This is a genomic window from Scandinavium lactucae, assembly GCF_033843265.1.
GTDB lineage: Bacteria > Pseudomonadota > Gammaproteobacteria > Enterobacterales > Enterobacteriaceae > Scandinavium > Scandinavium lactucae.
Map to the genome: position 1 here is coordinate 150,472 of NZ_JAWXRD010000001.1, position 12,893 is coordinate 163,364.

General features: G+C 58.1%; 11 protein-coding genes. 6 read left to right on the forward strand and 5 right to left on the reverse strand.

Translation table 11 applies throughout. The features are described 5' to 3' along the window. Positions 1-64: 64 nt before the first annotated feature. The 4 genes from yjiA to SIK69_RS00720 form a co-directional block, all read right to left on the reverse strand. Positions 65-1,021 carry a GTPase gene (gene yjiA, locus SIK69_RS00705; protein ID WP_319785176.1) on the reverse strand — a complete coding sequence of 319 codons (957 nt, stop codon included), beginning with the start codon at positions 1,019-1,021 and terminating at the stop codon, positions 65-67. Positions 1,022-1,031: 10 nt separating this feature from the next. Continuing rightward, positions 1,032-1,235 (reverse strand): YbdD/YjiX family protein, encoded by a 204-nt coding sequence (locus tag SIK69_RS00710; protein ID WP_319628319.1) that lies wholly within the window; start codon positions 1,233-1,235, stop codon positions 1,032-1,034. 95 nt (positions 1,236-1,330) lie between these two features. Next, complete coding sequence (locus tag SIK69_RS00715) at positions 1,331-3,484, reverse strand: carbon starvation CstA family protein (protein ID WP_319785177.1); 2,154 nt, start codon at positions 3,482-3,484, stop codon at positions 1,331-1,333. A 251-nt stretch (positions 3,485-3,735) separates the two neighbouring features. Then, entirely contained in the window at positions 3,736-4,956 is a 1,221-nt protein-coding gene (locus SIK69_RS00720; RefSeq protein ID WP_319785178.1) for an amino acid deaminase, read from the reverse strand. A 201-nt stretch (positions 4,957-5,157) separates the two neighbouring features. On the opposite strand from SIK69_RS00720, the gene SIK69_RS00725 reads away from it, so the two are divergent. The 5 genes from SIK69_RS00725 to SIK69_RS00745 all read left to right on the forward strand — a co-directional run bounded on the left by SIK69_RS00725 (position 5,158) and on the right by SIK69_RS00745 (position 10,132). Then, positions 5,158-6,612, forward strand: coding sequence for an N-acyl-D-amino-acid deacylase family protein (locus SIK69_RS00725; RefSeq protein WP_319785179.1), 1,455 nt, complete (start codon positions 5,158-5,160; stop codon positions 6,610-6,612). Then, positions 6,609-7,001: a RidA family protein gene (locus tag SIK69_RS00730; RefSeq protein ID WP_319628315.1), complete on the forward strand. Its 393-nt coding sequence runs from the start codon at positions 6,609-6,611 to the stop codon at positions 6,999-7,001. Before SIK69_RS00725 ends, SIK69_RS00730 begins: the two co-directional genes overlap by 4 nt. Before the next feature lie 164 nt (positions 7,002-7,165). Continuing rightward, entirely contained in the window at positions 7,166-8,653 is a 1,488-nt protein-coding gene (locus SIK69_RS00735) for a sodium:solute symporter family protein (protein WP_319785181.1), read from the forward strand. 2 nt (positions 8,654-8,655) lie between these two features. Continuing rightward, complete coding sequence (locus SIK69_RS00740; protein WP_319785182.1) at positions 8,656-9,528, forward strand: 2-dehydro-3-deoxygalactonokinase; 873 nt, start codon at positions 8,656-8,658, stop codon at positions 9,526-9,528. Next, a complete protein-coding gene (locus SIK69_RS00745) occupies positions 9,515-10,132 on the forward strand; it encodes a 2-dehydro-3-deoxy-6-phosphogalactonate aldolase (RefSeq protein ID WP_319785284.1) in 618 nt (205 codons plus the stop codon). Before SIK69_RS00740 ends, SIK69_RS00745 begins: the two co-directional genes overlap by 14 nt. Here SIK69_RS00745 and SIK69_RS00750 read toward each other — a convergent pair. After that, positions 10,129-10,992, reverse strand: a complete 864-nt coding sequence (locus SIK69_RS00750; protein ID WP_319785183.1) for a MurR/RpiR family transcriptional regulator — start codon at positions 10,990-10,992, stop codon at positions 10,129-10,131. The genes SIK69_RS00745 and SIK69_RS00750 overlap by 4 nt on opposite strands. Positions 10,993-11,191: 199 nt before the next feature. Here SIK69_RS00750 and tsr point away from each other — a divergent pair, with 199 nt between their 5' ends. Next, positions 11,192-12,859 carry a methyl-accepting chemotaxis protein gene (tsr, locus tag SIK69_RS00755; RefSeq protein WP_319628311.1) on the forward strand — a complete coding sequence of 556 codons (1,668 nt, stop codon included), beginning with the start codon at positions 11,192-11,194 and terminating at the stop codon, positions 12,857-12,859. Positions 12,860-12,893 lie beyond the last annotated feature (34 nt).

Sequence of the window (12,893 nt, forward strand, 5' to 3'; positions counted from 1 at the left end):
GAAAGAATCATTATACAAATCACTACCTGGGGGATTGCCATCCCCCATTCGCTTTGAGTCTCGGTTACTTCTGCAACCCCGCAAATGCCGCGCGAATCTCCGCTTCCGGTAGTTGCACACCGATAAACACCAGCACGCTGTGCGGTGTTTCCTCCCCCCACGGGCGGTCCCAGTCGGCGCTGTATAGGCGCTGTACGCCCTGGAACAGTAGGCGGTTCGGTTCGCCGTCAATCCATAGCATCCCTTTGTAACGCAATAACTTATCGGCAAAATCGAGCAGCAGGTTTTCCATCACCCGTGAAACGTCGCTGATATCGACCGGGTAGTCGAGTTCTACCACAATCGATGAGATGTCGTTTTGCTTCTCGGCCATAAAGTGGAAGCGCGGTTTGGGCTGGACAACGTTCTCTTCGAGCATAAAACCGTTGGTGTTGAACAGCTGGGCCAGGTCGATATCCCCGTGAATAACGGTGTAAATCGGTGCCCGGGCGTTGATGCGTGTCAGCCGTTCGCGCAGCTTGTCGTTGTCGGTGGCGACGTCGGTTTTAGTCAGCAGAATACGATCCGCATAGCCAACCTGCGATTGGGCCAGCGTGAACTGGTTCATCTGTTCATCGGCGTGAACGGCGTCCACCAGGGCAATCACCCCATCGAGCAGGTAGCGTTCGCAGAGGATCTCGTGTGAGAAAAAGGTCTGCACGATAGGGCCGGGATCGGCCATCCCGGTGCATTCAATGACCAGACGGTCGAATTGGATATCCCCGCGGTCGCGGGCGTCGAGTAAGTCCAGCAGCGCGTCTTCCAGCTCGTTGGATTTGCTGCAGCAGATGCAGCCGTTGGTCAGGGTTTTAATCTGCGTGGCGCGATCGCCAATCAGCTGATCGTCTACCGAGACTTCACCGAACTCGTTTTCGATCACGGCGATTTTGAAACCGTGCTGCTCGTTGAGGATGTGGCGCAGCAGGGTGGTTTTGCCTGCGCCGAGAAAACCGGTCAGAAGTGTGACTGCAATCGGGGTCATGGTGTCTCCATTAACAGCAGCGCATGCCGCCTTCTCCACTGCCGCCGTAACGCGCCTGCTGGCGCTCGCGGAAGAATTCATCGTAGGTCATGTACGGCTTATCCGGATGATTGGTCTGCATGTGTTCGACGTAGTTGTCGTAGTCCGGGATGCCAATGAGCATCTTTGCCGCCTGACCGAGATATTTTTTGGCCTGCCCTAAGTTACCAAACATTGTGCCATCCAGAAATAAGAAGCCCGGCGTCGCTGCGCTTGCCAGGCCTACAGGGTAGGTAGGGCGGGTAAGCTTGCGCCACCCGCCGTTGTTTTTTAATGGTGTGAAGAGGTCTTCACCCCGCCTTCCGGCACCGGAACGTACGGGGTCTCTTTGTCGGTACGCGCGTCGATGGCGCGGGCCTTCATCCAGGTTTTAATCCCGTAGAAGATGATGCTGTAAACCACCACCAGGAACAGAATGCTCAGACCCGCGTTGGTGTAGTTGTTCACCACGATATGGTTCATGTTGGCGATCTGCTGGGCGGTGAGGTCACTGCTGCCTGCGGCAATCTTCTCTTTGTACTGGTTCGCCATGAAGAAGAAACCTTCCAGCTGTGGGTTGGTGCTGAACAGCTTCAGGCCGAGCGCCCAGGTGGTGCACAGCAGCAGCCACAGGGCCGGAACCACGGTGACCCAGATGTATTTGGTCCGTTTCATTTTCACCAGCACGACGGTGCCGAGCACCAGCGCCACGGCGGCCAGCATCTGGTTAGAGATACCGAACAACGGCCACAGGCTCTTCACGCCGCCCAGCGGGTCAACCACGCCCTGATACAGCAGGTAGCCCCACAAACCAACGCAGCCCGCAGTACCCAGAATCCCGGAGACCAGAGAGTCGGTTTTTTTCAGGAACGGCACGAAGTTACCGAGCAAATCCTGCAGCATGAAGCGGCCCGCACGGGTGCCTGCGTCCAGCGCGGTGAGGATGAACAGCGCTTCGAACAGGATCCCGAAGTGATACCAGAAGCCCATGTCGGCCCATGGCAGCACTTTGTGGAATACGTGTGCGATCCCGACGGCAAGCGTTGGTGCGCCACCGGCACGGTTCAGAACTGACGGTTCGCCGATGTCTTTCGCAGTCTGCATGATCTGCTCAGGCGAAATCACGAAGCCCCAGGAGCTGACGGTCGCTGCGGCGTGAACACTGGCATCTTTCAGCTGTGCCATGATCATCGCCGCGTTGTCACCGCCCATCTCATGCAGGTTTGGCATGGTGATGCCGAGTCCTGCCGGTGGGGTGTTCATCGCAAAATAGAGGCCCGGTTCGATGATAGACGCTGCAACCAGTGCCATGATCGCCACGAAGGACTCCATCAGCATCGCGCCATAGCCAATCAGACGGGCGTCTTTCTCATTCGCCAACAGTTTCGGCGTGGTGCCGGAAGCGATCAGCGCATGGAAGCCAGACACCGCGCCACAGGCGATGGTGATGAACAGGAACGGGAACATCGCGCCTTTCCACAGCGGGCCAGTCCCGTCGATGTACTGGGTCACGGCAGGCATTTTCAGTTCCGGGTTGAGGATAACGATCCCCAGCGCCAGGCCGACAATCACCCCGATTTTCAGGAAGGTGGCGAGGTAATCGCGTGGAGCCAGAATCAGCCACACTGGCAGCAGCGCAGAAACAAACGCGTAGCCAATTAGCGCGAAGGTGATGGTGGTGTCTTTAAAGGTCAGCGCCGGGCCCCAGTACGGGTCGTGGGCGATAACGCCGCCGAACCAAATGGAGGCCACCAGCAGCACGATGCCGATAACCGATATCTCGCCCACGCGACCCGGGCGGATAAAGCGCATATAAATACCCATAAACAGCGCAATCGGCACGGTGGAGCAGACGGTAAACACGCCCCACGGGCTTTCGGCGAGGGCTTTCACCACGATAAGCGCCAGCACCGCCAGGATGATTATCATGATCAGGAAGCAGCCGAACAGGGCGATGGAGCCCGGCACGCGGCCCATTTCCTCTTTGACCATTTCACCGAGCGATGAACCGTTACGGCGCGAGGAGATAAACAGCACCATAAAGTCCTGCACCGCCCCGGCCAACACTACGCCTGCCAGCAGCCACAGGGTGCCGGGCAGGTAGCCCATTTGCGCCGCCAGAACCGGACCGACCAGCGGGCCTGCTCCTGCAATCGCCGCAAAGTGGTGCCCGAACAGCACGTAGCGGTTGGTCGGGACGTAGTTGAGTCCGTCGTTGTTGATGACAGCAGGCGTGGCGCGCGTTTCATCGAGTTTCATCACCTTTTGGGCGATGTACAGGCTGTAGTAGCGATAGGCCACCAGATACACTGAGACCGAGGCGACCACGATCCACAGGGCGCTGACGTGTTCGCCGCGGCGTAGGGCAACCACCGACAGGCAGAATGCCCCGATGACCCCAATGATGACCCACGGCACATGCTTGAGAAGTTTTTTCATATCCATAGTTAAAAACCTGGCGTTATTAGATGCGTTAAGTGTTTGTTGGAACGGCTTAATAGAGGTATTGATGCTGCGGCTATGGTGCCAGAGGTTCGCGCGCGCAGAATCGCGAAAATCGGTGAGCGGTTGTATGCGCGGATAAGCGGTCTTTTTAGGCGATGAGCGGTTGGAGAGTGCGGGGAGTGGGGAATAATATGTGATTGAGATCACAGTGAATTCCCCCTCACCCTGAGCGGGCGAGGGGCTGTCACGGATTAGAACAACGTATCCAGCTCTTCAAGCACGCAATAGCTGTCGTCCACCAGCAGCAGGGTTTTCCACTTATCAAACGTCAGGCACGGGTGTGACGTGCCGAACACCAGGATATCGCCGACCTGCACGTCGCTGCCTGCCGCCAGTTTCAGCATGCAGTGTTGGTCCATAATACCGGTGCTGGTGATGGCACCAGGAGCCAGCGGCAACGCTTCGCCGTGGCGGTAATGGGCGATGGGCTGCGGCAGTCCGGCGTCGAAGGCGCTGTCGCGCTTCCCGATGTTCACAACTGCTCGCCCGGTTTCCGGCACCGATTGCACCATCGCCACCAGCTCCAGGGCAGAGCTGAGGTCCCCGCCGAGATCGCAGGCTACGCGGTCGCGGGCTTTCAGCTGCTGTTGGGCCTCGTCATAAATCCCGGCGTCGTGGGTGATGTAACACCCTGGACGGATAACGACCCGGCACTGCGGCGGTTTTTGCGCCGCCAGCCAGACGCTGCACACCACGTCATACCAGACGCTGCCCGCCCCGGTGAGGATGAACTCCCCGTCGACATAACGAGCCATGTCGCAGGCCAGCGCGGCGGCATCGCGTAGCAGGGCTTCGACTAACGGCTGCGGGTTTTCACCGTGTAGCACGCCTTCGTACAGCTCCAGCCCGCGCAGACGCAGGCCGGGCAGGTCGGCGATGTTTTGCGCCAGTGCCAACCCTTGTTCGGTGGTGCGACAGCCGCAGCGTCCGCCGGGTACGCCCAGTTCCACCATCACATCCAGCACCTGATCCTGCGCGGCGAAGAAGGCGGACAGCGTGTTGGCATTCGCTTCGCTGTCAACGCAGCAGATAAAATCGGTGTCGCGATAGTGCTGTTTTAGCTGCGCCACCACCTGCATGTTGGCTTTGCCGACCAGTTGATTGACCATCAGCACGCGCTTTACACCGCTGGCCATCGCCGCATTGGCCTGCCACGCGCTACCCACGCCAATCGCCCACGCGCCCGCCGCCTGCTGCGCCTGAAAAATCCATGGGGTCATGGTGGTTTTGCCATGCGGAGCCAGCGACACGCCGCGCGCGTCGGCATAGCGCTGCATCCACTGAATATTGTTTTCCAGGGCCGAATTTTTTATGACTGCCGCAGGCAGACACACGTCTTCTGCCAGCACGTTGGCAGGGGAAAATAGGATGGCGGATTTGTGGGGGACAACCGTATCGGAGTGGTATTTCATTTCACGTTCCTTATCGGGCAGGCAAGAGGTGATGTTTCTATATCAGTTATAACTACATGAAATAATAATATATTTTATGATTTATCTACTTTTAATGAATAAAAGTATCATCTTTTAATGGCTTCTTTGCGTAGTTTTTCACTGTTTTAGCGGCTTGTAAATGGTTAACTTATCCGCAGAACAGAATCAAAGTGAGGCGATATGAAGGTGGACTGGCTGTTTAAAAATGTCACCGTGGTGGACGGGAGCGGTGGGCCGCAGTACCGCGCCGATGTGGCCGTCACGGACGAGCGGATTGTGGCGATTGCCCCGCGTCTTGATGTCGAGGCGGCGCAGGTGGTCGATGGCGAGGGACGGGTGCTGTCGCCGGGTTTTATCGACGTGCATACCCACGATGACATCAACGTTATTCGCATTCCGGAATACCTGCCGAAAATCAGCCAGGGCATTACCACGGTGATTGTCGGCAACTGCGGGATCAGCGCCGCCACGGCGACGATGAAAGGCGAAGTACCAGACCCGATGAACCTGCTGGGTGAAAAGCCGCAGTTTATCTACCCGACCGTGGAAGCCTATGCCCACGCGGTGGAACAGGCCCGCCCGGCGGTGAACGTGGCCACGCTGATTGGTCACACCGCGCTGCGTAATAACCATATGGACGACCTGTTCCGTACCGCGACCGAACAGGAAATTAGCGCCATGCGTGAACAACTGCGCGAGGCCCTAAAGCAGGGGGCGCTCGGGTTGAGCACCGGCCTGGCCTACGCCAGCGCCCATCAGGCATCGACTGAAGAGGTGATGGCGTTGGCGGAGGAACTGGCGGCGGAGAAAGGGATTTACACCACCCATTTGCGCTCTGAGTTTGAGCCGATTCTGGAGGCGCTTGACGAAGCATTCCGCATCGGTCGCCACGGTAAGGTGCCGGTAGTGGTTTCGCACCACAAATGCGCCGGGGCGAAAAACTGGGGGCGGACGCAGGAGACTCTGGCATTCTTTGACCAGATGCGCCAGCACCAGGACATCTCCTGCGACTGCTACCCTTATTCGGCCAGCTCCTCAACCCTGGATATGAAACAGATAACCGATGAGTTCGACATTGTGATTACCTGGTCCGAGCCGCACCCGGAGATTGCCGGACAGACGCTGCAACAGATTGCTGATGGCTGGCAGATGACGCTGCACGAGGCGGGTCAACGTCTGATGCCTGCGGGGGCTATTTATTACAATATGGATGAGCAGGATGTGCGACGGGTTATGCGCTATCCGGTGACGATGATCGGTTCCGACGGTTTACCCAATGACCCGATGCCACACCCACGTTTGTGGGGCGCGTTCCCGCGCGTGCTCGGCCATTACTGCCGCGATGAACAACTGTTCCCACTGACGCAGGCGGTGCACAAGATGACCGGAATGTCGGCAGCGCGTTTTCAACTGGCCCAGCGCGGGTTGGTGAAAGTGGGTTACTTCGCCGACCTGGTCCTGTTTGATCCGCAAACGGTGCGCGACGTGGCGAGCTTCTCCGACCCGAAACAACCGGCGGCGGGGATCGAGGCGGTGATGGTCAACGGCGTAATGAGTTATGGTAGTGATAAACGCATTATCGGACGGGCAGGGCGATTCCTGCGGCGTCAGGACAGCAATAAGGAGTGTGTATGAGCATTAAACGTTACGGCGTGGAAGGCGGAACCGGCACCGGAGGGCAGCATCTGCCGTTCGCCCGTGCGGTGGAAGCTGGTGGCTGGCTATATGTGTCCGGTCAGACGCCGATGAAAGACGGTGAGGTGGTGGAAGGCGGCATCGTCGATCAGTCCCGACTGGCTATCCAGAACTGCGTCGATATCATGACGGAAGCAGGCTACACCCTGGCGGATGTGGTGCATGTCAAAGTGATCCTCACCGATTCCCGCTATTTCCAGTCGTTCAACAAAGTCTTCCGTGAGTTCTTCGGTGCCAATCCACCGGCGCGTATTTGTTGCGTGGCAGATCTTGTGGTCGACTGCAAAGTGGAAGTGGATGTGACCTGCTATAACGCCTCCCGCGTATAAGTAAATTGCCCCCGCATTAAGGGGGCTGAATAAATATAAAAATGGTTATGCGGTACATTTTCTGAATGTTACCTGGAATCTCTTTTATCTGAGGGACGACTGGCTTCTGTACGCCTTTTATCAGGTAACCCTTCACGTTAATACATAATATTGGGACGTGAGTTATGAATAATATGTCATTTCTACTTTGGTTCGCTCTATATGCCTGCGCGATGATTACGCTCGGCTGGTATGTTTCCCGCAAGCAAAAAACCGGCGACGATTTTCTGCTGGGCGGACGCTCGCTGCCGATGATCCTCACGCTGGGCTCAACGGTCGGCACTATGGTGGGGACCGGCTCCAGCGTAGGTGCGGTAGGCTTTGGCTATACCAACGGCTGGGCCGGGATGCTGTACGGTTTGGGCGGGGCGGTCGGGATCCTGCTGGTAGCGTGGTTATTTGCGCCCGTGCGTAAAATGCGCTTTATGACCATGAGCGAAGAAATGTGTTATTACACCGGCGGCAGCAAGATAATAAAAAACCTGGTGGCGGTGCTGATATTTATTGCCTCAATTGGTTGGCTGGGGGCCCATATATTGGGTGGCGGATTATATCTCGCCTGGGCCAGCGGGATTGATATTAACGTCGCCAAAGTGATTATTGCCGTTGCCTTTATTGTTTATGTCGGGATTGGCGGTTATTCCGCGGTGGTGTGGATAGATACCATTCAGTCTATTGTGCTGTTCGTCGGATTTATTCTGATGGCGGTGCTGGCGGTGCACCACGTGGGGGGCTGGAGCCATATTCAGCAGGCGGTCGACCCGGCGGCGCAAAGCCTGTTTGCGGTCGATAAACTCGGCGTGCTGCCCGCGTTCTCGCTGGCGCTGGTGATTGCCGTCGGCGTGCTGGCGACGCCCTCCTATCGACAGCGGATCTATTCGGCGAAAACCGTTTCTTCGGTTCGCCAGTCCTTTACCATCACCGGCCTGCTGTACCTGATGTTTTCATTCCTGCCTGCCATTATCGGGATGGCGGTCTGGACCATGAATGCCCAACTGGAAAACAGCGGGTTTGCCTTCCTGTTTGCCACCCAGGTTCTGCCCCCGGTGCTGGCGATGGCGGTGTTGATTGCCGGGATGTCGGCCAACATGTCGTCGGGCAGTTCGGATGCGATTGCCGCAGTGTCGATCATGCTGCGTGACCTCTACACCCTTGTGACCGGACATATGCCCGCGCCGGAAAAGGCGATCCGCACTTCGCGCTATTTCCTGGTACTGGTGATTGCCCTGGCCCTGGTGTTTACCCTGACCTCCAACGACATCATTAGCTACATCACCAAGATGATCTCAATGATCATGTCCGGGATGTTTATCTGCTCAATGCTGGGGCGTTTCTGGACTCGCTTCAACTGGCAGGGAGCCGTCGCAGCGCTGGCCGGAGGCGCAGGTGCGTCAATGGTGGTGCTTATGGACAGCAGCTGGATGGCGTTCTGGGGCAACCCGTGCCTGCCGTCGGTGCTGACCAGCCTGATTGCCGGCGTCGGCGTGACGCTGGTGACGCCTGCCAGCCGCGTCAGCCGCGAAGAGGCGTTGGCGATGATTACCGCCGAACGTGAAAGCCAGCCAGCCGCGCCGCCGCTGCCGATTGGCAAACGTAAAGCGACGGAGAGCTAACGATGCAGACCTATATTGCCGTCGACTGGGGTTCGACCCATCTGCGTGCCTGGCATTTTGAACACGGTCAGTGCATTAACACCCTGAATCTGCCCTGCGGCGTGACGCAAATCGCCCCAGGGGAAGCCCCCGACGTGTTCACCCGCCACATTGCGCCGTGGCGCACGGGCAACGCGCTGCCGGTGGTGATGGCCGGAATGATTGGCAGTGAGGCGGGCTGGCGAGCGGTGGACTATTTACCGTGTCCGCTGTCGCTGGATAACCTCGGCGAGCGGCTGTGCGAGGTGGCCGACAACGTCTGGATTGTGCCTGGCCTGAAGCAAGAGCTGGACGGCGAATACAACGTCATGCGCGGGGAAGAAACGCAGCTGCTTGGGGCGATGCAGTTGGCACCGGCTCATTGCTACGTGATGCCCGGCACGCATAGTAAGTGGGTCGGCGTTGAAGATGGGCAGGTAAGGCGGTTTGACACGGTGATGACCGGCGAATTGCACCATTTGCTGATGCAACATTCGCTGATTGGCAAAGGGCTTCCCCCCCAGGTGCGCGATGATGCCGCGTTCCGGCATGGGCTGGAAACGGGGATTAACACGCCTTCGCTGGTTAATCGACTGTTCGCCACCCGCGCGGCCTGGGTGCTGGGCGCGTTGGCGAAAACCTCGGTCAATGATGCGCTGTCGGGGCTACTGATCGGCGCAGAAGTGGCGACGCTCAGCCGTCAGTATCGGCCGCAGCAGGTGACCCTGGTGGCCAGCGAGGTTCTTACCCCGCTTTATCGGCAGGCCTTCGCTTGTCTCAATATCACGGTCGTGGAATGCGCGGCGCAAGCGGCATTTTTAGACGGGATCAGGAGGATCAATGATGCACGATATTAAGCTGGTGGCGATCCTGCGCGGAGTCACGCCGCAGGAGGCCGCCGATCATATCGGGGTGCTTATCGAGGAAGGTTTTCGCTATATCGAGATCCCGCTCAACTCACCTGACTGGCCGCTCAGCATCCCACAGGCGGTGGCGCGTTTTGGCGAGCAGGCGATGATCGGGGCAGGCACGGTGCTGACCGTGGCACAGGTGACGACGCTGGTGGAGGCTCGGGCCAGACTGGTGGTCACGCCAAATACGCAGCCGACGGTGATTCGTCGCGCGGTCGACAACGGGATGCTGGTATGTGCGGGGTGTGCCACGGCGACTGAAGCCTTTACCGCCCTGGAGGCCGGGGCGCAGTGGCTGAAAATTTTCCCGTCGTCGGCGTTCGGTCCTGCCTATATTGCAGCGTTGAAGGCGGTGTTACCCCCTGATGTGCCGGTGCTGGCGGTGGGGGGCATCACGCCCGACAATCTGGCTGACTATCTGGCGGCAGGGTGTGCAGGTGCAGGGTTGGGCAGCGACCTGTATCGCGCCGGGCAGAGCGTGGCGCAGACGCGTGTGCAGGCCCAGCGGTTTATGCGGGCCTGGCATGCGGCGCACGCCCACGGGTATTAATCGCCAAGCGGCTGGCGGTCAACGCCGCCGCGATGGCTGTCGAGCACCAGCTTGATTCGGCGCATCCGGTCTTTGGCCTGCGCCTTGTTGGCCATCGCCAGTTCGGTGGCCAGCACGTCGACCATCGCCAGCATCGCGTACCGTGAGGTGCTTGGTTTAAAGATGTAGTCGTTTTCACGCACCAGCAACGGCAGCACCGAATCGGCCAGTTTGGCCAGCGGCGTCTCTTCCGGCGTAATGGCGATCACCTTGGCACCATACTGGCGAGCAATCGCCGCGCTTTCGCAGATTTCAGGGGTAAAGCCACCCAGTGACAGCGCCACCACCACATCCTGCGGGGCGACGGAGGAGCACATCATCCGCACCAGCAGACCGTCATTCTGGCTCACTACCGGAAGGCCGAGACGAAACAGGCGATACTGCATTTCCTGAGCGCAAATCGTCGAGCCGCCGCCCATACCGATCGCCAGGATCTGCCGGGCATTGCTCAGCCAGCTCACCGCCTGGTTAAGGGCCGTGACATCGAGTGCGCGACGGTTGGTTTCCAGCACGCTGATTATTGACTCATAAATCCCCTGCACGCCCTCTAAGTCCGGCACATCGAGGATGAAGCGCTGTCCGACTGCCAAAGACTGCGCCAGTTTCAGCTTCAGCTCACGCACGTCTTTGCAGCCAAGCGCGCGGGCGAAACGGGTGACCGAGGCCTGGCTGGTGTGCGTCAGACGCGCCAGTTCGGCGATCGGTAATTCAGCGGCGCTGGCAACATCGTCAAGAATGAACTGGGCGATGCGCTTTTCCGTGGCGGTCAGAGACATAAAGCGGTCGGTGATGCAGGAGATGATGTCGATTGTCCAGGCCATACGCAGTACCAAAAAATTTAATAAGATTGGTACTTTGTACCACAAAATACCGCCGAACGCTGAACTGCGCGCTTGTAGACGTAATGTGCGGATAGCGCAAATGAAAATAGGGTTTTTTCGTGTGATCGCATGCGAATTTTCTTAAAGTTTTTCGTTTCCAGGCCGAATAAACGGTTAACTTCCCACTGGAAAAGAAAAAATGTTAAATCGCATAAAAATTGTCACCAGCCTTGTGCTGGTTTTGGTCATATTTGGCCTTTTACAACTGACATCCGGCGGTCTGTTCTTCAACGCGTTGAAACACGACAAAGAAAACTTCACCGTCCTGCAAACCATCCGCCAGCAGCAGGCCACGCTGAACGGCAGTTGGGTCTCCTTGCTGCAAACCCGTAACACCCTCAACCGCGCCGGGATCCGTTACATGATGGATCAAAACCATATCGGCAGCGGGGCGACGGTGGCGGATCTGATGCAGATTGCCAGCAAATCACTGGATGATGCGGAGAAGCGCTGGGCGGAATATGAAGCCCTGCCGCGCGATCCGCGCCAGAGTGAAGCCTCGGCCCTGGAGATCAAACGTAACTATGACATCTACCACGGTGCGCTGGCGGAGCTTATCCAGCTGCTCGGCGCGGGCAAGATCAACGACTTCTTCGATCAGCCGACTCAGGGCTATCAGGATGGTTTTGAGAAAGCCTACGTGAACTACTTCCAGCAAAACGATCATCTGTATGAGCTGGCGGTGGAAGATAACAACAGCTCTTACCACCAGGCGATTTGGGTATTGATCAGTGTGCTGGTAGCAGTACTGGCGGTGATCGTGGTGGTCTGGCTAGGGATCCACAAAACGTTGATCCAGCCGCTGACGCGCGTGATCGACAGCATTCGTCATATCGCCGGGGGCGATCTGGTTAAGCCTATCGATGTGCACGGCAGCAACGAAATGGGCCAGTTGGCCGATTCCCTGCGCCATATGCAGAGTGAACTGGTGCGTACCGTCGGCGAAGTGCGTAACGGCGCGGACGCGATTTACAGCGGTGCCAGCGAGATTGCAATGGGCAACAACGATCTCTCTTCCCGCACCGAACAGCAGGCCGCTTCCCTGGAAGAAACCGCTGCCAGCATGGAAGAGCTGACCGCGACGGTGAAACAGAACGCCGAAAACGCCCGTCAGGCGAGCCATTTGGCGCTGAGTGCGTCAGAAACCGCGCAGAAGGGCGGCAAAGTGGTGGATAACGTAGTGCAGACGATGCGCGACATTACCAGCAGTTCGCAGAAAATTGCCGATATCATTAGCGTTATCGATGGCATTGCCTTCCAGACTAACATTCTGGCGCTGAATGCCGCGGTTGAAGCCGCCCGTGCGGGTGAGCAGGGTCGTGGGTTCGCGGTTGTGGCCGGTGAAGTTCGTAACCTGGCGCAGCGCAGCGCCCAGGCCGCCCGTGAAATTAAGAGCCTGATTGAAGACTCGGTCAGCCGCGTCGATATCGGTTCTACGCTGGTGGAAAGCGCAGGTGAAACCATGGATGAAATCGTCAATGCAGTGACTCGCGTGACCGATATCATGGGTGAAATCGCTTCGGCGTCTGACGAGCAGAGTCGCGGTATCGACCAGGTCGGTCTGGCCGTCGCCGAGATGGATCGTGTGACCCAGCAGAACGCCTCGCTGGTGGAAGAATCCGCGTCTGCGGCAGCGGCTCTGGAAGAGCAGGCCAGCCGTCTGACTCAGGCGGTGGCGGTGTTCCGCATTCAGCCGTCGCAGATGGCGGCTAAGCGTGATGCATCCGCCCCGAAATCCAGTGCGCCGGTTCAGACGCTGCGTAAAGCTGCAGCCACTGAAAACGGTGAGAACTGGGAAACCTTCTGATCCGCAAAGGCCCGGCGGTCTGCCGGGCCTAAAA